A 19399-nucleotide genomic window follows, 5' to 3' on the forward strand; every position below is an offset into this window, starting at 1 on the left:
CGCTATTTTGATTGGTCATGGTCCGCTGCCTTTTGTTGAGAGCCAGTAGAAGAATCCGGGCGGTCCATTGCATTGGTCTTTGCATTGAACTTGGGGGCCGTCCGGCCGGTTTCCTTTGCGATGGCGGCTAAGGCTGTTTCCAAAATCCGCCAACATTCCTCTTGTCGTACGCTCAGCGCCAAGCGGCGCTCGATCCACAATCCGCGCTGCAATGCACTCAGCTCAATGGCTTTCATGCGGGCGGCGGCGCGCGAAAAACCCAGTTCGCGCAAATCTGCTGTGCTGTTTGAAATCATTCTGCTGCTAAAAATGTGCATCAGCCGGGCAACGCTTTTGTCGGCGCCGGAATAGGCCCAGAATTGCGGCCATATGATCGAAATATCGGCCATAAAGTGAAATGGGCTGAAATGCACTTCGAGCGAGCGCGCAATCCGCTTGAGCGGATCAGGCTCGGTGCGCCGGATCGCAATTGTCTCTTCACGCAGGGTGCGCACCATATAGAGGAAGGCCTGATAAATCAGCGCATCCTTGGTATCGAAGAAATAGTGGATTGAGGCGGTCGACACGCCCGCGCGTTTGGAGACCAGTTTGGTGGTGAGGTTGGCGATGCCTTCCTTTGCCATCACCGAGAGCACGCCATCGATAATCGCTTGCGGCGTATCCCTTGCGATGCTCGCGTTTTTACCTGGCTGATCCATATTGCCCACCACCCTGCTCATGGCTGCTCAGCGCGGCCTTTGACCACTAACTGATTAGTTAGTCAGCTTATGACCAACTATTTGCAGTGTCAATCCATAGTCGCCTACATTTGTTTGGTGGGCATCAAGTCGCTCTGTTTAGCACCTACCGTAGCGCTCATTGTGAGCTGACCGTTGACTGGCGCAATTATGCTCAGGACCCGACAGCGAGAGCAACTGCCCAATGCCGACGGGTTCGGATGCCTCTGCGCCTAATGGAAGTCGCGGGAGCGGGGGATAACGCGGACATTTCGCGGATGCCGAGCCGTGTCAGGTTTTACGCGGCTATCATATTCCACGTTTGAGACCACTTCATCTGCGGGCGCATAGGCGGGGCGCACAAAACCATCGGACAATTTTTCCAGCCAGTTTGTGCGGTCAATCAATTTGCGTGCAATCAAATGCAAAACATTATCTTCTGTTTGCACTTGTCCATGCACTTCAATCAGTTTTGCGCCCATCACCACTTTTCGATATTTCTCCAAAACCTTTTTCCACACGATGATATTGGTGACCCCTGTTTCATCCTCCAGCGTTACGAAAACGACACCTTTGGCTGTGCCTGGCCGTTGACGCACCAACACCACCCCTGCCGTGCTGGCCCAGCGATTATTGTTTAATTTTCTGATCTCTTGTGCCGTTACAAGACGACGCTGTTGCAACTCTTCACGTAGGAATGAAAGCGGGTGTGCTTTTAAAGAAAAGCGGGTGAATTGATAATCGGCAAAAACTTGTTCAGACAAGCGCAATTGCGGCAGCTGGGTTTCTTTTTCCTGTTGCTGTTCAGGTGCTTTGGCGTGATCAAACAAAGGCAGTGGTTTGGCAGGCGTCAGGGCGCGCGCCGCCCATTTGGCCTGCCGCCGATCCATACCAATGGAGCGTAATGTATCTGCATCGGCCAACCGTTCCACATCAAACAACCGCAAGCCTGCGCGGTGGTGAAGGTCCTCAATTGTGGTAAAGGGTTTTTGCTGTCGTGCCGCCAGCACTTGCTCGGCATATTGTTTGTGGAACCCATCAATTTGCCGCAATCCAACCCTGATGGCCCATTTGGGCTTGGGATAAAGCGCCGCCCATAATTTAGAGTTTTGATTGATCGCTTTGCCCCAATGTTCCGGCGCAACTGGCTTTGGTTCTTTAGCTGTGGTCTCGGGGTAATTTTCAATGGGTTCGAGCGTATAATCCCATTCAGAATGGTTCACATCCGCAGGCAAAATTTCAACATTATGCTCTTTGGCATCACGCACAATTTGGGCAGGTGCATAAAACCCCATCGGTTGCGCATTGAGCAGGGCCGCCGCAAAAATTTCCGGGTGATGATGCTTCAGCCAACATGACACATAAACCAGCAATGAAAAGCTGGCCGAATGACTTTCAGGGAAGCCATATTCAGAAAAGCCCTTAATCTGATTAAAGCAACGCTGGGCAAAGTCGCGGTCATATCCTCGCGCCACCATTCGTTCGACCATGCGCTCTTCCAATGTATGAATGGTGCCCGACCGACGGAAAGTGGCCATGGCATGGCGCAGCTCGTCCAGCTCACTTGGGCTGAACTTGGCGGCTTCCATGGCGATGCGCATGGCCTGTTCTTGAAACAGAGGTACACCCATGGTTTTTTTCAAAATACGCGACAGCTCATCGGGTGGCCCATGTTCAGGCGCGGGCGACGGCATTTCGATGGGTTCAATCCCTTTACGTCGTCGCAAATAAGGGTGCACCATATCGCCCTGAATCGGGCCGGGGCGCACAATCGCCACCTCAATCACCAGATCATAAAATTTGCGCGGTTTCAGCCGGGGCAACATGCTCATCTGCGCCCGGCTTTCAACTTGAAAGGTGCCCAACGTATCGGCCCGGCAAATCATGTCATAAACCTGCTGATCATCGTGGGGGATGGATGCCAGATTATGGTCGATACCATAATGGGCGCGCAGCAAGTCGAATGCCTTGCGGATACACGTCAACATGCCCAAGGCCAGAATGTCGACCTTTAGGATGCCCAGCACGTCAATGTCATCCTTATCCCACTCAATAAAAGTCCGATCATCCATGGCGGCATTGCCGATGGGCACCGTTTCAATCAGCGGTCTTTGGGTCAGCACAAAGCCGCCCACATGTTGGGACAAATGGCGCGGGAAGCCGATCAGTTCGCGCGTTAATTCCACCACTTTAATGAGGTAGGGATCAGAAAAATCCAACCCGGATTCACTCAAATGCTTGTCGCCGCCACTGCCCCATGAGCCCCAAATGGTGGACGCCATGGCAGAGGTGAGATCTTCGGTTAGCCCCATGGCTTTGCCCACTTCACGTATGGCAGATCGGGACCGATAGGTGATCACCGTGGCGGTGAGCCCGGCCCGGTGGCGGCCAAAACGATCATAAATATATTGGATGACTTCTTCGCGCCGTTCATGTTCAAAATCCACATCAATGTCTGGCGGCTCATTGCGGTTTTCCGTGATAAACCGCTCAAACAGCAGATCAATTTCATTAGGATCCACCGAGGTGATGCCGAGGCAATAACACACTGTGGAGTTGGCGGCAGACCCCCGCCCCTGGCATAAAATTTCATCCATCCGCCCCTTATCGGGCTGCGGTGTGCGGGCATATTTCACAATGTCATAAACGGTGAGGAAATAAGGTGCATATTGCTTTTTGGCGATCAGTTTCAATTCACTTTGAATATTGATTTTGATCTTTTCCGGCACCCCATCCGGGTAGCGCCATTTCGCCCCCTCCCACGCGATCTCTTCTAGATAGGCTTGCGGGGTTTTACCTTCGGGCACAGTCTCGTCTGGATATTCATATTTAAGCTCACTCAGATCAAACTGACAGGCCTGCGCAATTTCCAACGTTGCCTGCAATGCGTGGGCATATCCCTTGAATAACTGCGTCATCTGTTCAGGTGTTTTGAGGTGGCGTTCCGCATTGGCGCTCAACAAAAACCCTGCTTTATCGATTGTTTTCTTCTCGCGAATACAGGTCAGCACATCCTGCAGGTCGCGGCGTTCTGGTTCGTGATACAGCACATTATTGCTGGCCAGCAGGCGGGTGCCCAGTTGATTGGATATATTATCAAGTCTGGCGATATGCGCCCGATCATCGCCGCGATAGAGTGCGCTGGCGACAAGATAAACAGGCTTGGGCAGGGCTTTGACCATATGCCGCATCCGGTCCATTTCGGCAGCGCCGATATTTTTGGGTGGGATCAGCGCAAAAACACTACCAGCGCAATGCTCTTTCACATCGTCGAAATCGAGGTGACATTCTCCTTTTTCCGCCCGCATTTTACCCAAGGACAGCAAGGTGCATAAACGGCCAAAGGCTTCTCTGTTTTTGGGGTAAGCAAGCAGGCTATAGCCATCGTCCAAATCAAGACGCACGCCTGCAATCAACCGGAAGTGATTGTGCGCATCGCCCTCACGAATATGCTTGGCTTCTCGATAGGCCCGCACAATGCCGGCAAAACTATTGCGGTCTGTGATCGCGATGGCGCTTTGCCCCTTAAGGTAACTGGTGGCCACCAATTCGCTGGGATGCGATCCGCCGCGTAGAAACGAAAAATTTGAGGTGGCTTGTAGCTCTGCATAAGCGCTCATGCGTAAACCCCATGCAGCCACCATGAGAGATCTTCTTGCGGTGACATTTTGTGGGGATGTTCACGATAGACCCAAAAGCGCAGCCCTGCCTGGTCCTCTATTTCATAATAATCGCGCGGCAGCCGGCGCCCTGCTAGATCATCCCACCATTCGGGCAAAATACGTTCCGGCCCCTGCGCATAAATGATCTGATGGAGCAATTTACGCCAAATAAAATGCAAAGGCATATCGCTGCTTTGCATCAACGCAACTTTGATTGGCTCAGGCGTCGCCAATAAGGTGGTGGGACGGCGCGAGGCCAAGGGCCAATCGTGCCATTTCTGCCCCTTTAACGGATGCGCCTTTTTTTGTGACTTTTCCGGCAAATGGCTTTCAACAGGCGACAGGCAATAAACCGTGCCCTGCCCCAATCGGTTGGCCAATCGGTCCAGTAATGACGCCACATTATGGTCCTGCCTTTTTGTGTTTTTATGGCTGTCCAGTTGCAATTGGCTGGGGGCAAGATCGCCAATCTTGTTGGCCGTCAAAATCAAAGCATCAATGCCAAAACCGGGATCTATATCGTTGATCTTTTCATCCAACAGGCGCTTCACATGCGCCTTAGATCGGGTGGGCTGTGCCAGTCTAATGGCAAGATTTTTCACCTTGCCGTCGCTGTAAAACAAATCAAGGCAGAGATGCAGCACCCCTTGTTGCGCCTGATCCAACACAGCAAAAAGCTGATCCAACAGCTGATAAAAATGCTGTTCGATATTGGCCTGATCAATCAAAGGCTCGACTGGCGCTGCGGTGAAACGAAGGTCTGGCTGTCCCTCGATATGTGTTAGCGGCTCTTCTTGCTGCCCCAAGGCTTGCTCTAATCTTTTGAGCACGGCTTCGCCCTGTTCCACATCAGGAAAACGACGATAAAGCGCCGCTCTTGGCAGTTCAAAAAGCTGACCGATCTTTTTAAATCCTAAATGATAAAGCGCATTTGCATGCTCCTTATGCAGCCGTAATGCCTCCACAGGCAGCGGTGCCAAGCCTTGCCGGGCTTCATTTGGCGGCAGGATGGTGAGGGCACTGGGCGCATAATGCGCCACAGCCCAGGCCGCCCCGATATTGTCCCCCAAACCAAGTCGAACCTTATGTCCCATGGTTTTTAAAGAGGCCGCAATTTGGGTGAGCATTTTTTGTTCACCGCCAAACAGGTGATCGCAGCCTGTGATGTCCAAAAAAATGGTGTTTGCATCGCGCGGCACAACAATGGGCGAAAAACTTTTCAACCAGGCCGCACGTTGATTTAAAAGCGCACGATCTGATGCGGGATTATGAAAAAGCGCCTCCAATTGATGGCAAAGCGCTTTGGCATCGGTGAGGCGCATGGAAGGATAAACCCCCATCTCCCGAGCCTCGTCATTCACCGCCACAATATGAATGCCCGCCGTGTTCTGCGCGATCAACGCAAAAGGCTTTTTCCCTTTTTGTGCTTTATTCGCCGCCTGCAAATCCGGGTTGGAGATGTTCGCGCGGTTTTGCCGCCACGCGATCCGCAAATGTTCGATTGGCAGGTTGGGAAACCATATACAAAGGATACGACGTGGTTTCATATTCAAGGCTCCATGAACCGGTTTGGCCTGTACGCGCACGCACCAGGTGCGCTTGAATCTTGCGGGTGCCCGGTGCCCGCGCATCAAGTGGATTTGTGGCGCTGGGTTGGCTTTCAATTTGCCAGCGAGAAAACGCCGTGCTGGTCCCATGGCAATGGTGAGGCCGATGTAAAAATAGAGGGGTGGCGCCCTTTTGACAGGCCAGCGACAACCGGCGCGTTTGCGTGAATGTGGGGTCTTGGGCATAGCCAACGATCGCCGCAAAACTCTTGCTGTTGGCGGCCTCTTCCAGCGCCCACAATATGTCCTGCTCACTGCTGGGTTTCACAAAGATAAATTGGCCGGGATCAAGGCCAAAATCCAATAAGCCGGGGGCATATAAATGGCCTAAATCCCGCATGTGATATCGGGGCTCACACCATATGATCGGGCTTTTGGTTTTGGTGTCTTGCAGCATCATTTTAAGGGTCAGCAAGATAAAGCTTAAACTGGCCATGTCCCCATAAGTTTTGGGATAGATCTCATGCACTGTTGGCCGTTTTAAAATGTCTGACGAATAGGCTTGCCGCCACCATTGCAATAAAGGGTCACGCCGCTGCAGCGGCAGGGGCGGCAGCGAAAATGGCTGGCGGGGAGCTGCCTGATCATTCGCAGGCTTCAACCCAGATGGTATGCTGGTATCGGTATAAGCATGCAGCCCATGGGCCTGCATATTTGATTGCTCAATCTGGCGCAGCTTTTGCTGTAATTGCAAAAACTTTTCCTTTTTGTCCATGCGCATCATCCACCTCACTTCAAGACTCATAAAAGTGGCTTTACGCCGCTAGACTCCTTAAATGTTCACTTTTTGTTCTTTTTGTCAAGTCAAGATGGGCAGTGAGCGCCGTGCAAAACGCCGCAAACGACCTCGCAATTCTTGACGCTATTGAAAGTCCCGACGGACCGACGGCACCGGAAAAGGCAACATTTTATACCCGCGCAATGTCGCGTGGTTACCACAACATCTCGCCTAGTAGGTTTATCACTGCTCGGTGCGGCTCTTAGCTTGCGCCCGTGAACTCTTCTGCCAGTTTGCTGGTGACACCAGAGAATAGGGTCACGTCTGTCCCCACTGCCACAAAACTTGCCCCTTGGTCGAGGCACGCCCGGGCGAAGACCTTGTCTGCGCTTAGAACGCCTGCTGCTTTACCTGTGGCGACAATTTTTGCAATGCCATCAAGCACCGCATCCTTGACCACTTGTTCACCGGGACGGCCCAAATAGCCCATATCAGCGCCCAAATCCGCTGGCCCGATGAAGATGCCATCTACGCCTTCGACTTGGCCAATCTCTTCAATGGCGTCAATACCGACTTGGCTTTCGACCTGCACGATCAAGCAGGTTTGCTCATTGGCGGTTTGCAGATAATCACCTATGCGGTTGAACTGCGAAGCGCGGGCCAATGCCGCGCCGACGCCACGCACCCCTTGAGGGGGGTATTTGATCGCCCGCACCAATTCTTCGGCTTGTGCGGCGCTTTCCACCATGGGCACCAAAATGTTTTGCGCGCCTAAATCCAGCACCTGCTTGATCAACCATGTTTCGCCAATTGGCACCCGCACCACAGGGCTCACAGGATAAGCGGCCAGGGCTTGCAACTGTGCCAATGTTGATTGCAAATCATTGGGTGCGTGCTCGCCATCAATCACCAGCCAATCAAAGCCTGCGCCCGCGCAAATCTCTGCGGTGTAAGCGTTGGTCAGGCCCATCCAAAGACCAATTTGCTTTTCGCTCTTCTGAATGGCGGCTTTAAACTTATTGATCGGGGTTGGCATGGTTTCTTCCTTATTCAAAATAGGTGCTGACGGTGCCCAGGGGACCAAAGTCGGCCATGATGGTGTCGCCATGGTTGGTTTCAACTGGGCGGATAAAAGAGCCAGACAAAACAATCTCTCCGGGCAACAGCCCAATGTCAAATTGCGCCAAACGCTTGACCAGCCACACGAGGCCCATGGCCGGATGGTTCAACACCCCGGCGCCAAGTCCGGTTTCTTCCACCACCCCATTGCGCTGCACGATGGCACCGATCCAGCGCAAATCCACTTCATCCACACGCATGGCGCGGCCGCCTAAAACGAGCCCAGCATTGGCGGCGTTGTCCGCGACAGTATCGACAATCGTCCGCATTTGGCCAGTGTCCGCATCTTTGCGCACAACCCGCGTGTCCAAAATTTCGAGGGACGGGATCACATAGTCGGTGGCGTTGAGCACATCGAACATGGAGACCTTGTCGCCCTTGAGCGGCGCTTTCAAAATGAACGCAATCTCCGCTTCAACCCGCGGTTGGATAAAACGGGTTTTGGGAACGGTCGCGCCGTCTTCAAATGCCATATTGTCGAACAGCACACCCGAATCGGGAGTGGTGATATTTAGCGCCGCTTGCATGGCTTTTGAGGTCAGGCCAATTTTCCAGCCGATACGCTGGTGACCCAAGCCGTATTTGTGGGCCACCCAAGCGTCTTGCACCTTATAGGCGTCGGCCAATTCGGCCTCCGGAAAGCGCTTGGAAATCAGGGGGATTTGCTGCCGCGTTTCCTCCGCACTATGCAATTCTTCCGCCAGCTTTTTGGCATCACCCGCACTGATCATTTTAAACCTCATCCCGCACGGTGTTGCGCAACACGCCTATGCCTTCTGCTTCCACTTCGATCACATCACCGGGCTTTAGCCATTGTGGTGGATCAAGCCGTGCCCCCGCACCTGTTGGTGTGCCGGTGACGATCACATCCCCCGGTGCCAAAGTGGTGAAGGTCGAGATGTAATTGATCAATTTTTTGAAGCTGAAAATCATCCGCGACGTGCGATCATTCTGCCGCAGTTCGCCATTTACTTTGGTGGTCAGGCGGATGTCAGCCAGTTGCTCTTCGGCCTCATAGGGCACCAACCATGGGCCGATGGCCCCGGTGGAATCAAAGTTTTTGCCTTGGGTCACGTTGAATTTGGCGTGGCGCACCCAATCGCGAATGGTGCCTTCATTGCACAAGGACAAGGCGGCCACATGATCCAGCGCGTCCGCCTCCGCAATGTGCCGACCGCCCTTGCCGATCACCAACACGATCTCGCCTTCATAATCCAATTGTGGCGATGCATGAGGCCGCACCAAAGGCTGGTCGTGGCCGGTAAAAGAACGCGGAAACCGAATGAACAGCGATGGGTTTGGCGGTGCCTCCTGCCCATCCTTATATTCTTCATTGCGGCTGGGGAAATTCACGCCAACGCAAATCAATTTCTCTGGATTCTGGATCGGAATTTCATAAGAAATCTCGTCCAAGCCAAAATCATCTGGTTGGTCCTTGGCAGCTTCAGCCAGTTCGGGCAATGCGCCCGCTTCAATCACTTCGCGCAGCCCGGCATATTGGGCGCCAAAGCGGGCAGAAAGATCGACAACGCCAGTGTCGGTGATGGCGCCATAACCCAGCTTATTGTTGCGCTTAAAGGTGGCGAGGCGCGTGCGGTTTGACATGATTTATCCGTCCTTATGGCGCAACAATTGGTTGTGCGGCCAGTTGGCTGTCGCAGATCTCAGTGTCGGCAAAGGTTGTGCCCTCTTCAAACCAGCTGCGCGGGGCCGGTGCCCCCCAAAGCGTTTGTCGCTGCGGGTCTTTCAAATCCCATTTGATCGGCTCCATATCTGGATCAACGGTCATATAGTCCGAACAATAAATCTCGATCCGATGGCCGTCCGGGTCGCGGATATAAAGGAAAAATGCATTTGAAATGCCGTGGCGGCCGGGACCGCGTTCAATATTTTCGAGATAGCCGGTGGTGGACATCAAATCGAGCAAATCGATGATCGCCATGGGGTTGGGCACCCAAAAGGCGGTATGGTGCAGGCGTGGGCCACGGCCATTGGTGAAGGCGATATCGTGCACACCGCCTTTGCGGTGCATCCAGGCGGCCCAGAGCTTTTTGCTCTCTTCATCTTCAGTATATTCGGTGACGCGGAAGCCGAGATCATTATAAAAGGCCACGCTGTCATCCACATTGCTTGAAAAGCAATTGAAATGGTCAATGCGTAACGGCCGCACGCCTTTATAGAGTTTATAGTGCTGATGAATGGGGGCGAGTTGCTCCATGCGGGCATAAAATTCCAGCGGAATGCCGTGCAAATCGCGGGTGCGCAGCGTGCGGCCCTGATGTGGGCGCTCTATCCACTCGGTCGGCAGCCCTTTGTCGTTGAAGTAGGTTTCTGCCTTGTCCAAATCCGGCTCATCATAGACTTTAAAGCCCAGCACATTGGCTTCCGCTTTCTGCCCTTTGCGCAAGATGATGCAATGGTGATTGCGTTCTTCCAGCGCGCGCAAATACACATTTTCGCTGTCTTCGTGCGTGATCTGCAACCCAAGTGTGTCCACATAAAAGGCTTTGCTCGCCGCCAGATCGGTCACCCTAAATTCCACATGGGACAAACGGACAATATTAAAGTCAGGATAGAGATTACTCTTGGGTACAGGCATCTTAAAAGTCTCCTCAACGCGGCATCCTACCGCAAAATCTTACAGGGCGGCGCGGCTTTGGTCAGCCACCCAATTTCGGAATGGCATGGGCCGTTGTTGCAAACGCAATATTCTTTGTTTCCATGTAGAAATCAAAGGACCAATCGCCGCCATCGCGGCCAATGCCAGAGCTTTTCATGCCGCCGAAAGGTGAGGGCAAATGGCGCACATTTTCTGAGTTCACCCAGATCATGCCCGCTTCAAGTTTATCCGTGAAGCGCAGCGCCCGGGTCACATCCGAGGTCCAGACATAACCTGTCAGGCCATAGTCGGTATCGTTGGCAATGCTCAGCGCTTCTTCTTCGCTCTCAAATTTCAAGGCGCTCAATACGGGGCCAAAAATCTCTTCCCGCGCGATTCTCATATCATTGGTGACATTGGTGAAAAGGGTTGGTTCCACATAGCAGCCCGTGAAGCCTTCTGCCTTTTTACCGCCCACCGCAACCGTCGCGCCTTCCTGGGGCCCGATCTCGAGATAGTCCAGCACCTTCTTTTCATGCACGGGATGGATCAGCGGGCCGACAACCGTCTCTGGATCAAGGGGATGCCCCACTTTGATGTTTTTGGCTTTTTCGGCGACCTTGGCGGTGAATTCCTCATATATCGAGGCCTGTACCAATAGGCGCGAAGATGAGGTGCAGCGCTCACCATTCAGCGAGTAGATCATAAACACCGCTGCATCCGCCGCGCGATCCAAATCCGCATCGTCAAAAACCACCACCGGATTTTTGCCGCCCAATTCAAAATGAAACCGCTTTAGCGTGTCCGCCCCCTGCTTCATGATCATGGAGCCAGTGCGGCTTTCGCCCACAAAGCCCACGGCCTTGATGTCAGGATGTTCGGTAAGCGCCTTGCCGGCATCTTCACCAAAGCCGTTCACCAGGTTCCAAACACCTTTGGGCAGACCCGCCTCTTCGGCAATCTCGACTAGAAGCCGTGCGGTCAATGGTGAAAACTCGGCGGGCTTATGCACAACAGTACAGCCTGCGGCTAAAGCCGGTGCGATCTTCCACGTGGACAGCATAAAGGGGGTGTTCCACGGGGTGATGATGCCCACGGGGCCAATAGGGGTTCGGCTGGTGACATTGAGTTGGTTGGGTGCACGTAAGGATTCACCGTCTCGGGCCATCGGCGCACGATCAGCAAAGAACCGAAAATTTTCCGCACCACGCAGCGCGGCTTTGGACATGAAGCGGATTGCCTGTCCCGTGTCTACGCTTTCCACAAAGGCAATCTCTTCCGCCCGCGCTTCGATGGCGTCTGCGATGCGGTGCAACAAATTCTTGCGCTCTTTGCCCGGCATGGCCGCCCATTCAGCAAAGCTCGCCTTTGCCGCTTTTGCCGCCTTGTCGATATCCGAGGCGCCCCCACGCGCCACCTTTGCAATCGGCTCAAGGTCAATAGGTGAAATTACGCCGAACTGCTCGCCGCTATCGGACCCAACGGCCTGCCCATCAATATGGTTTAAGACTCCATCCTGGCGAAAGCGCGCCAAGTAGGATTGTGCCTTTTCGATATTGGTGTTCAGGTCGGTCATGAATTCGGTCCTGTTGCTCGAATGCGTTTATGGATCGTGTTGTGCTTCCAGCTCAATTCGGCGTCGATCTCGCGAATTTCCAAAGAGAGGGCAAAATGTTCGGTTTCGAAAAGCGGCGCCAGCACGGTCTGCGCGCGCTCCATCAGCGCATCGCCAACTTTCTTTTTGTCTTCAAGGCTGCGGCCTTTACCGATACGCAAATTGAGATCAACAAATCCGTTTTCCCCCTGCAGATCGGCAATGGCATAATGCGCCGCACTAAAGGCGCGCACGCGGATGCCCCCTAGCTCAAACAAGTTGGATGACACCATCACCGATTGCAGTTCACGGCAGAGATGATCCATGTCGGTTTTGTCAGCTAAATTGGCTGAATGTTCTATAACTAGATGCGGCACAAAGACCCCTCCCGCCTATTGTTTAACATGTTAAGCATTTTTGTTCGCTATTGTCAAATCAGCAAAAACACTTGCCGCACATCAACAATCCCGCGATAAAGGGAACCAAATGTTTGGAAGCTGAATTGGACAGGACCTATGTTTCCACAAAGTACCCGCCGTTCTCTGCCCATGGCCCTTTTGCGTGCACGGGAATCTGTCATGTCGAGGTTTCGCCCGATGTTGGCGGCGCAAAATGTGACAGAACAACAATGGCGCGTGCTGCGGGTTGTTGATGAAGGCGGGCCGTTGGACGCAACTGAAGTGGCCAAACGTGCCTCGGTTTTGGCGCCCAGCCTAACCCGCATCATCAAAACGCTGGAAGATCGCGGCTTTATCCAGCGCCGCCGCGCTGATGATGATGGTCGGCGCGCAGTGCTCTCGGTAACTGATGGGGGTAAGCGGTTTATTGCGGATATTTTGCCCGAACAACGCCGTATCTATAAAGCGCTTGAGGAACAATATGGTGTCGAGCGGATTGAAACATTGCTCGACCTGTTGGAAGAGTTTGTCGACGACTAGCCACCCGGTTTGAGGGCATAATAGTCGCGCATATCTAGCGCCATCACCAATTCGTCGCCCGCCCCTCGGCAGCTCACCGCATAGGTCACATAGACCCCGGCTTTTTGCGTCCGCACATGGCGAACCTCCGCCTTAAAATAGAGCGGATCCCCAACGCGCGTCGGAGCTTTAAAGCGCACCCTGTCATAGCCAACACTCATGCCGATAATGCCCGGCGGCAGTTCTAAATGCTGCTGCAAGAAGTGCGGCACAAGGCTCAGCAACAAATTGCCCGGCACGATGGCGTCGCGCCCCTCATGAAGATTATTTGCATCGCCAACGGCGCGCAAGAAAGCCTCAAGCTGAGACGCCGAGATCACAAACGGCTCTACGCTTTTAATGCTTTTGCCGACATGGTCAGGCCAATCGTTCAATGTTGAAATCTTGATCATTTCTGCATCACCAAAGCTGCGCCCAACCCGCCTGCACCTGCAATAGCGGCCAGGCCATAAGCGCCAATTTCGGCCCGTTGCAATTCATGAAACAGCCGCACCAGATTGATCGCGCCGGAGGCACCAATCGGATGCCCCCGCGCCAACGCACCTCCGCCAAGATTGGTGCGGGCAAGCGGCAAATCAGTCGCTTCAAGACAAGCCATGGCCTGCGCCGCGAAAGCTTCCATCATCTCAACAATGGCAATGTTTGCACAAGACAGATCGAGTTGGTGCAAGAGCTTTTCAATGGCTGCAATCGGCGCGAGGCCGGGCAAGGCAGGATCGCTGCCAACGCTTAAAGCGCCACGCAATTTTATCGCATGAGGTTTCAGTTCCGGATGATCATTAAGTGCTTTTTCCGACAACAGCACGCAAAGTCCGGCACCGTCGGCTTCCACAGCGGTGGTCGCCGCGGTCAAACCAGTGTCTTTGTCCCCTGCCAAAAGCGGCAGCTTGGCGCACAATTTTGGCGAAAGGGTACGGGTAAAAGCATCCTCCGCCACATCCGCTATGGCCACTATTTCAGATCGCAAACCGACCTGCGCCGCCTGCGCCTTTTGATGGCTCTTTATCGCAAATTCTTCTTGCGCTGTGCGCGATATTTGCTTGTATTTGGCCAAATGTGCTGCTGCTGCAATCATATCCGGATCACGTTCTGGCCAGGGCGAAAAAGGCGGACGGTGATATTCTTGATCTGGCGCGCCATCACGTCCGCGTTTTATCCGGCGCGGCGCGGTGCTGAAACTCTCCACGCCGCCGGCCAATATAATATCTGCCGCCCCGGCGCTCAGCATATGCATGGCCATTTGCACGGCATCGACGCCGCCGCAACATTGGCTGTCCAACGTTATAGCAGGCACGGCTTCGGGCAGTCCTGCGGCCAGCGCCACCATGCGCGCCACGTTGCCGCCGCCAGCCAAACCATTGCCCAACAGCACATGATCGATTTGGGTTGGCGCAATCTTGGTTTCGGCCAACAGGGATTTGATAAGTGGCGCGCCCAGTTCATGCGGCTGCAAATGTGCGAATGCGCCGCCGCGTGGCACCACAGCGCTGCGTTTGGCAGCCACCATATAGATCGTGTTGCTCATGTGAGCTCCTGCACGCTGTTGGTTCGCCTTGCCGCCGCCAGCTTTTGCAAATCGGTTTTGCCCGAACTGGTGTGCGGCCAACTATCACATAGATAGAAGCGCTGGGGCATTAAATAGGGGGTGAGGTGCGGACGCAAGGCTGCGGCCAACGTTGCTCGATCCACCGACTGCGCAAGCTGGACCACGGCCACAATGCGATGGCCGCGCTTGGCATCCGTTTCGCCGAATATTGCGGCGCGATTCACTTCGGACAGCGCCAGCAGCGCGGCCTCAATTTCCTCCGGTGCAACATTGCGACCGCTCACTTGAAACATACGATCCGCTCGGCCCTGCAAATGCAACTGGCCCTGTTCGTCCATAAATCCGGTGTCGCCAACGCTGATGTTGTCAGCCGCGGGGGCGAACCCACCTTCGGTCAGATAGCCTTTGAACGCCATGGGGCTGCGCACAAAAACCTGGCCAATTTCGCCCGCTGCCAGGGTTTGCATTTCCGCATCCAAAATTTCGATCTGCACCGACGAAAGTGGCTGGCCAACCAGGCTGGGCGCATCATCCGGATGCACGGACCGGGCTGCCACATAGCTCAATTCGGACGTGCCATAAAATTCGATGAGATCGGCATTGGGGAAACAGGTTTTGACCTTGGCCGCCAGTTCAGGCGACAATTTGGAGCCGGTGGTCAGGATTTTGCAAAATTGTGGTGCAATCTGTCCAGCCTCGGTCAGGGCCACCAATTGGGTGGGCACCGCAAATAACACCGCATTGTCGTGGTTGGCGGCGTGTCGAAAAATCGCGCCCGGGTGAAAGCTTGGCAGCAGCAAGATTTTCGCGCCTGCCACCAGGCCGCGCAGGGCGGCATAAGTAAATAGCGAGTGGGCAAAGCTACCAGCCACAATAATTATCGACTGCGGCGTGATGTTTGAAAAATCCTGATCTGCCTCAAAGCTGTTGAGCCAGGATTGCTCAGTGCGCATGCAGCCCTTGGGGAGCCCGGTGGAGCCGGAGGTAAAGCAAGTATAATGCGTTTCACGATCCACCCGGCGAGATGATGACCCACACAGTGATAATTCGCCTTCCTGATCGATCACCAGATCCGGGGCAATTTGGCGCTGAATTTTGGCGCGGGTTTCGGCGGCCCAGTTTGGGTCGAAATAAATGGTGTTTTCGCCAACATTCAGCGCTGCGATAAAGAAGGCGAGCGCCTCGGTGCTGGTGGGCAGCGCCAGCGCAATTTTTTGCGGCGCCCCGGCGGCAATCAGCTTTTCTTCAGCCGCATCAATACGGTCCAACAAGTCACCAGCGGTCAGTGCCTCTTGCCCCGCAAACAGAGTTGGCCGTGCCCTGTCCGCGCGCAGATGTTTTTTTATGCGAGCGACAATAGCGGCACTCATACGCTCTCGGCCCGCAGCAAAGTGTTGGCAAACCCATCCGCAGCGATTTGGTCGCAAAAAACGCGCCATTGGCAATCAAAACACCCCCGGCGGATATGGTTGTCGCGAAAGGCTTTGCGCGTGTCATCGGTAAAAATGTCCGCAGGCACAAGTGTATCGCCAACCTTCAACTCACGCCCGAGCAATTCAGAAATATCGGCCAGCGCCAACGCGTCACGCTGATCGATGCGCGGTTCGAAACAATGACTGCCGTCGCAATCCTTCACGCTTTGGCAAATCTCGTCGGGCCGATCAATAATCTGCATCATTTCATTGGCGCGCATACGTTTGATGATGGCGTGAAAATCACGTTCAAACTGTCGGCTATAGCCGCGTCCCGCGAAGGTGAGCGCACACAGCAAATGATGGCCGCGAATTCTAATCATGATGCCGCTCGTCTTTCGCCAACGGTGCCCCGGCCGAGCGGGCATCAATGGCTTGTGCAATATCATCGGCTGACTTGAGGGTGCGGATCATTGTGGGCGTGATCAGCGCTCGCCAGTTGCGGCCCAACCCTCGTGCTTTTTGCGCTTCGCGCACCTCTTGATAGGTTTCGCGTACCATTGGGATAAAGCGCAGCGAAAGCGAGAAGGCAAGGCCAACTTTTTCCGCCACATCGGCGCCAAACACTTTGCCTACGCTGCGTTCAATGCCTTCGATCATTTCGCTGGTTTTGCTGGTAAGGGTCAACAAGGTTGCCGCCACGATCATGATCGCAAAGCGCAAAACCACATAAAGACCGAACTGCCAATCATTGAGCCATAGCTGCACCAGAAAGATCAGCACCAGCACCCACAGCGCCGGTCGCATCGCCTGCCACGCGAGGGTGAGCGATAATTTGGCCAATAGATAGGCCGCCAGCACCGCAGCGATCGCGCCCGCAAGAAACCACCAGCTTTGCAGCAAAAACAGTAGGGTGCAAAAGATGAAAAGCAGCACGATTTTCAAGCCTGCCGGGGTGCGGTGCACGGGGCTGTTTCCGGGCGTATAAAGGCTGATCAGCATCGTTTAAACCGACAGGTCGCGATAGGTTTCAATGATTTGGGACGGGTCGCCATCTGCATGCAACCGCCCCTCGTGGATCAGCAATAACCGATCCATTTGCGCCATCAAATCCAGATCATGGCTGACGATAATCAATTGCTGCTCCAGCTTATCCAACATGGCGAGCAGAATGGCGCGATTGCGCAAATCAAGCAAGGTGGTTGGCTCATCCAGAATGATATGTTCGGGCTGCATGATCAGCACCCCGATCAGGGCGATCAGTTGCTTTTCACCGCCGCTTAGCTCGTGGGTCAGGCGTTCGCGCAGATGCGCCAACCCGAACTTTTCCAACAGCGCGTCGCTGCGGCCGTTGATTTCGGATTTGCTGAGGCCGGACTTTTTCAAGCCAAAGGCGATGTCCTCCTCCACCAGCGGCATCACCAGCTGGTTATCCGGATTTTGGAACACAAAGCCGACGCGGGCGCGGTGTTCGCTTATGTCAGCGCCGCCCACGCGCACTTGCCCCGTAGTACAGGGTTCCAGCCCATTGAGCAATTTGGCAAAACTTGATTTGCCCGAGCCGTTATGGCCAATAATGCCAATGCGGCTTTCGGTCAGTTTGACGGAAATATCGGACAGGATGGTCCGTTCATTCTTGATCAAACTGGCCTTTGTTATCTCAATCATGGGCGGAAAAAGCCCTTACTTTTTGATGATGGGGTAGGATTTCGCGACAGTCACAATCACCAAAGCGGCAATCACAGCTTTTACCACATCTCCGGGGATAAAGCCCATAGAGCCGGTAAAGGCTTGTCCCAATGAAATACCTGCCACAACAGAAATCCATGGAATGCCCAACGCATAGAGCACCACAATGCCCCCCACCACGCTGGCGATGAAGGCATTGATATAATTCAAACTTTCCCAGAAACGCTCAACCAGCAGGCCAACCACAAAGGCGGCCACGATCCAGCCGAGCAAAAAGCCGCCACTGGCGCCAAAGAAAACGCCAATGCCGCCACGTCCACCGGAGAGCAACGGCAGCCCCACGGCCACAAGGGCCAAGAACAGCACCATTGAAAGCGCTCCGCGCTTTGCGCCCAAAACGCCCCCGGCGAGCATAACGCCCAGAGATTGTGCGGTGATCGGCACAGCGATCACGGGCAGTGTGATTGGGGGAAACACCCCAAGAACAGCCATGATGGCGGCAAAAAGTGCGATCAGAACGATATCACGGGTGGTCATGCTTTCTTCCCCTTAAGCAAAATCATTGGCTGGGGTGTTATCGCATTTAACCACGCCTGACAATTTCAATCGGCAATTCTTATTTGACCAATTGGACAGGAGGAAGCGCTGGTCGCAGGCGTTTTATACCGTGAAGCGAGCAACTAACCGATTGAGTATGTGGGATTAATTGTCCACATGCTCCGGTTTATTGGCATGTTTGGTTTCGGCAAAATCGCGCAATTCATCTTCGTCCATCGTCTCATACATCTCCTTGGCGGCACCTTGCAGTTCGCTCACTCTCATTTCGCCACGCTTGGCCGCGAGCGCCATGCCAGCCGCTTTTTGCTGAGCTTTGGATTTTGCAGGCATAAGGGCCTTCCATAATGTTGGCGCCACCGCGCCGAATGCGGCGCAGTGGGCTGAGTTGGTTAGATAAAATAAGGCGGTGTACCGAAGTGATGGTAGACGCGGTGCTCAAACTCACGGTCGTTGAGCGCGGTCACTTCTTCGGCAGAAAATGTTGGCGCCGACTTAAGCTTTTCCTCTGAGACATCAAGCTTATAACCACCAAGCTCGGTATCGTAATCAAGCTTTTCCCACGGCACGGTGTGGTAATCCTCTCCCATGCCCAAAAAGCCGCCGATCGACAGAATCGCGTGTGCGACCTGGCCGGTCTGCTTGTTGATCATTAGGGATTTCACTGTACCCATTTTCTCGCCGGAGGCATCGTAAACCTTTGTTCCGTCTACTTTTTCCGCCGCAATCAGATCGTGTGTTTCGTCCAATACAATTTGCATATCATCCTCCTTTCGTCACGCATGGTGACAGATGATGAGTAAGAGTAACGCGTTTGACCCGGGCAAAGTTCCACTTGTCGCCGATCTGGGAACAAAATCGAGGATTGTGCGTTATCTGTTCAAACAAAGGAGCAGACAAATGACTAATAAATTCATCATGTTAGGAATTGTTGCGCTGCTTTTATCCGGCGCAGCCTTGATAACAGAAGTCGTTTTCTTCGGCAGTAGTGTGAGCACCAGCGCGCTTGTCTCAGAAAGCTTTTTGATGCCACTCAGTTTTATCTTTTTTCTGATCGCAGGTGCCTTCTTAATTGTCGGTTCGATGATTAAGGTGGCCGAGATTAGCGACTAATAGTTCCATAAAAACTGGAATCCGCCCGACATTTTAGGCGGATTCTCAAAAATTATACATAAATGTGTAAAACCGCCCCTTCACATTGAGGG

The 19399-nt window shown here is 53.7% G+C and carries 21 protein-coding genes; 2 read left to right on the plus strand and 19 right to left on the minus strand.

Going from position 1 to position 19399, the window contains the following annotated elements; translation table 11 throughout:
• Positions 1–2 precede the first annotated feature (2 nt).
• The 10 genes from G549_RS20515 to G549_RS0114470 form a co-directional block, all read right to left on the minus strand.
• Positions 3–719, minus strand: a complete 717-nt coding sequence (locus tag G549_RS20515; protein WP_036222978.1) for a TetR family transcriptional regulator — start codon at positions 717–719, stop codon at positions 3–5.
• 230 nt (positions 720–949) lie between these two features.
• Positions 950–4336: an error-prone DNA polymerase gene (locus G549_RS0114430; protein WP_027835610.1), complete on the minus strand. Its 3387-nt coding sequence runs from the start codon at positions 4334–4336 to the stop codon at positions 950–952.
• The gene (locus tag G549_RS0114435; protein ID WP_169449660.1) at positions 4333–5925 is read right to left on the minus strand and encodes a Y-family DNA polymerase; all 1593 of its coding nucleotides are present in this window, start codon (positions 5923–5925) and stop codon (positions 4333–4335) included. The genes G549_RS0114430 and G549_RS0114435 overlap by 4 nt, the downstream gene beginning before the upstream one ends.
• Entirely contained in the window at positions 5807–6700 is an 894-nt protein-coding gene (locus G549_RS21940; protein ID WP_169449661.1) for an ImuA family protein, read from the minus strand. The genes G549_RS0114435 and G549_RS21940 overlap by 119 nt, the downstream gene beginning before the upstream one ends.
• A 265-nt stretch (positions 6701–6965) precedes the next feature.
• Positions 6966–7739, minus strand: a complete 774-nt coding sequence (hpaI, locus tag G549_RS20520) for a 4-hydroxy-2-oxoheptanedioate aldolase (protein ID WP_036222989.1) — start codon at positions 7737–7739, stop codon at positions 6966–6968.
• A 10-nt stretch (positions 7740–7749) separates the two neighbouring features.
• Positions 7750–8553, minus strand: coding sequence for a 2-oxo-hept-4-ene-1,7-dioate hydratase (gene hpaH / locus G549_RS0114450; protein WP_027835613.1), 804 nt, complete (start codon positions 8551–8553; stop codon positions 7750–7752).
• Between the two features lies 1 nt (position 8554).
• The gene (locus G549_RS0114455; RefSeq protein WP_036222992.1) at positions 8555–9427 is read right to left on the minus strand and encodes a fumarylacetoacetate hydrolase family protein; all 873 of its coding nucleotides are present in this window, start codon (positions 9425–9427) and stop codon (positions 8555–8557) included.
• 13 nt (positions 9428–9440) lie between these two features.
• On the minus strand, positions 9441–10421 hold the full coding sequence (hpaD, locus tag G549_RS0114460; RefSeq protein ID WP_027835615.1) for a 3,4-dihydroxyphenylacetate 2,3-dioxygenase: 981 nt from the start codon (positions 10419–10421) through the stop codon (positions 9441–9443).
• Positions 10422–10482: 61 nt separating this feature from the next.
• Positions 10483–11997, minus strand: a complete 1515-nt coding sequence (gene hpaE, locus G549_RS0114465) for a 5-carboxymethyl-2-hydroxymuconate semialdehyde dehydrogenase (protein ID WP_027835616.1) — start codon at positions 11995–11997, stop codon at positions 10483–10485.
• Positions 11994–12392, minus strand: a complete 399-nt coding sequence (locus G549_RS0114470; protein ID WP_027835617.1) for a 5-carboxymethyl-2-hydroxymuconate Delta-isomerase — start codon at positions 12390–12392, stop codon at positions 11994–11996. Before G549_RS0114470 ends, hpaE begins: the two co-directional genes overlap by 4 nt.
• A gap of 138 nt (positions 12393–12530) precedes the next feature.
• Between G549_RS0114470 and hpaR the strand changes: the two genes are divergently transcribed.
• Positions 12531–12953 carry a homoprotocatechuate degradation operon regulator HpaR gene (gene hpaR, locus G549_RS0114475; RefSeq protein ID WP_027835618.1) on the plus strand — a complete coding sequence of 141 codons (423 nt, stop codon included), beginning with the start codon at positions 12531–12533 and terminating at the stop codon, positions 12951–12953.
• Here hpaR and G549_RS0114480 read toward each other — a convergent pair.
• From G549_RS0114480 to G549_RS0114520, 9 genes are all read right to left on the minus strand, one after another.
• Positions 12950–13384, minus strand: coding sequence for a MaoC family dehydratase (locus G549_RS0114480; RefSeq protein WP_027835619.1), 435 nt, complete (start codon positions 13382–13384; stop codon positions 12950–12952). The genes hpaR and G549_RS0114480 overlap by 4 nt on opposite strands.
• A complete protein-coding gene (locus G549_RS0114485) occupies positions 13381–14517 on the minus strand; it encodes a thiolase family protein (protein ID WP_027835620.1) in 1137 nt (378 codons plus the stop codon). Before G549_RS0114485 ends, G549_RS0114480 begins: the two co-directional genes overlap by 4 nt.
• A complete protein-coding gene (locus tag G549_RS0114490) occupies positions 14514–15908 on the minus strand; it encodes an AMP-binding protein (protein ID WP_027835621.1) in 1395 nt (464 codons plus the stop codon). The genes G549_RS0114485 and G549_RS0114490 overlap by 4 nt, the downstream gene beginning before the upstream one ends.
• Complete coding sequence (locus G549_RS0114495; protein ID WP_027835622.1) at positions 15905–16333, minus strand: DUF1284 domain-containing protein; 429 nt, start codon at positions 16331–16333, stop codon at positions 15905–15907. Before G549_RS0114495 ends, G549_RS0114490 begins: the two co-directional genes overlap by 4 nt.
• Positions 16326–16952, minus strand: a complete 627-nt coding sequence (locus G549_RS0114500) for an energy-coupling factor transporter transmembrane component T family protein (protein ID WP_027835623.1) — start codon at positions 16950–16952, stop codon at positions 16326–16328. Before G549_RS0114500 ends, G549_RS0114495 begins: the two co-directional genes overlap by 8 nt.
• Before the next feature lie 3 nt (positions 16953–16955).
• Positions 16956–17618 (minus strand): energy-coupling factor ABC transporter ATP-binding protein, encoded by a 663-nt coding sequence (locus tag G549_RS21945; protein WP_027835624.1) that lies wholly within the window; start codon positions 17616–17618, stop codon positions 16956–16958.
• A 15-nt stretch (positions 17619–17633) separates the two neighbouring features.
• The gene (locus tag G549_RS21950) at positions 17634–18176 is read right to left on the minus strand and encodes a biotin transporter BioY (RefSeq protein WP_027835625.1); all 543 of its coding nucleotides are present in this window, start codon (positions 18174–18176) and stop codon (positions 17634–17636) included.
• Positions 18177–18341: 165 nt separating this feature from the next.
• A complete protein-coding gene (locus tag G549_RS0114515; RefSeq protein WP_027835626.1) occupies positions 18342–18527 on the minus strand; it encodes a DUF3008 family protein in 186 nt (61 codons plus the stop codon).
• Positions 18528–18586: 59 nt separating this feature from the next.
• Complete coding sequence (locus G549_RS0114520) at positions 18587–18955, minus strand: PRC-barrel domain-containing protein (protein ID WP_027835627.1); 369 nt, start codon at positions 18953–18955, stop codon at positions 18587–18589.
• Positions 18956–19094: 139 nt separating this feature from the next.
• Here G549_RS0114520 and G549_RS0114525 point away from each other — a divergent pair, with 139 nt between their 5' ends.
• Complete coding sequence (locus tag G549_RS0114525; RefSeq protein WP_162889074.1) at positions 19095–19307, plus strand: hypothetical protein; 213 nt, start codon at positions 19095–19097, stop codon at positions 19305–19307.
• Positions 19308–19399 lie beyond the last annotated feature (92 nt).

It is taken from the genome of Maritalea myrionectae DSM 19524, assembly GCF_000423365.1.
GTDB lineage: Bacteria > Pseudomonadota > Alphaproteobacteria > Rhizobiales > Devosiaceae > Maritalea > Maritalea myrionectae.

What these genes read in the sequence shown, in the direction of transcription:
- G549_RS0114525 (WP_162889074.1), top strand. Translation starts at nt 19,095, where the DNA reads ATGACTAATAAATTCATCATGTTAGGAATTGTTGCGCTGCTTTTATCC.
- G549_RS20515 (WP_036222978.1), bottom strand. Translation starts at nt 719, where the DNA reads ATGAGCAGGGTGGTGGGCAATATGGATCAGCCAGGTAAAAACGCGAGC.
- G549_RS0114480 (WP_027835619.1), bottom strand. Translation starts at nt 13,384, where the DNA reads ATGATCAAGATTTCAACATTGAACGATTGGCCTGACCATGTCGGCAAA.
- hpaH (WP_027835613.1), bottom strand. Translation starts at nt 8,553, where the DNA reads ATGATCAGTGCGGGTGATGCCAAAAAGCTGGCGGAAGAATTGCATAGT.
- G549_RS0114435 (WP_169449660.1), bottom strand. Translation starts at nt 5,925, where the DNA reads ATGAAACCACGTCGTATCCTTTGTATATGGTTTCCCAACCTGCCAATC.
- G549_RS0114455 (WP_036222992.1), bottom strand. Translation starts at nt 9,427, where the DNA reads ATGTCAAACCGCACGCGCCTCGCCACCTTTAAGCGCAACAATAAGCTG.
- hpaR (WP_027835618.1), top strand. Translation starts at nt 12,531, where the DNA reads ATGTTTCCACAAAGTACCCGCCGTTCTCTGCCCATGGCCCTTTTGCGT.
- hpaE (WP_027835616.1), bottom strand. Translation starts at nt 11,997, where the DNA reads ATGACCGACCTGAACACCAATATCGAAAAGGCACAATCCTACTTGGCG.
- hpaI (WP_036222989.1), bottom strand. Translation starts at nt 7,739, where the DNA reads ATGCCAACCCCGATCAATAAGTTTAAAGCCGCCATTCAGAAGAGCGAA.
- G549_RS0114490 (WP_027835621.1), bottom strand. Translation starts at nt 15,908, where the DNA reads ATGAGTGCCGCTATTGTCGCTCGCATAAAAAAACATCTGCGCGCGGAC.
- G549_RS0114515 (WP_027835626.1), bottom strand. Translation starts at nt 18,527, where the DNA reads ATGCCTGCAAAATCCAAAGCTCAGCAAAAAGCGGCTGGCATGGCGCTC.
- hpaD (WP_027835615.1), bottom strand. Translation starts at nt 10,421, where the DNA reads ATGCCTGTACCCAAGAGTAATCTCTATCCTGACTTTAATATTGTCCGT.
- G549_RS0114495 (WP_027835622.1), bottom strand. Translation starts at nt 16,333, where the DNA reads ATGATTAGAATTCGCGGCCATCATTTGCTGTGTGCGCTCACCTTCGCG.
- G549_RS21950 (WP_027835625.1), bottom strand. Translation starts at nt 18,176, where the DNA reads ATGACCACCCGTGATATCGTTCTGATCGCACTTTTTGCCGCCATCATG.
- G549_RS0114485 (WP_027835620.1), bottom strand. Translation starts at nt 14,517, where the DNA reads ATGAGCAACACGATCTATATGGTGGCTGCCAAACGCAGCGCTGTGGTG.
- G549_RS21945 (WP_027835624.1), bottom strand. Translation starts at nt 17,618, where the DNA reads ATGATTGAGATAACAAAGGCCAGTTTGATCAAGAATGAACGGACCATC.
- G549_RS0114500 (WP_027835623.1), bottom strand. Translation starts at nt 16,952, where the DNA reads ATGCTGATCAGCCTTTATACGCCCGGAAACAGCCCCGTGCACCGCACC.
- G549_RS0114430 (WP_027835610.1), bottom strand. Translation starts at nt 4,336, where the DNA reads ATGAGCGCTTATGCAGAGCTACAAGCCACCTCAAATTTTTCGTTTCTA.
- G549_RS0114520 (WP_027835627.1), bottom strand. Translation starts at nt 18,955, where the DNA reads ATGCAAATTGTATTGGACGAAACACACGATCTGATTGCGGCGGAAAAA.
- G549_RS21940 (WP_169449661.1), bottom strand. Translation starts at nt 6,700, where the DNA reads ATGGACAAAAAGGAAAAGTTTTTGCAATTACAGCAAAAGCTGCGCCAG.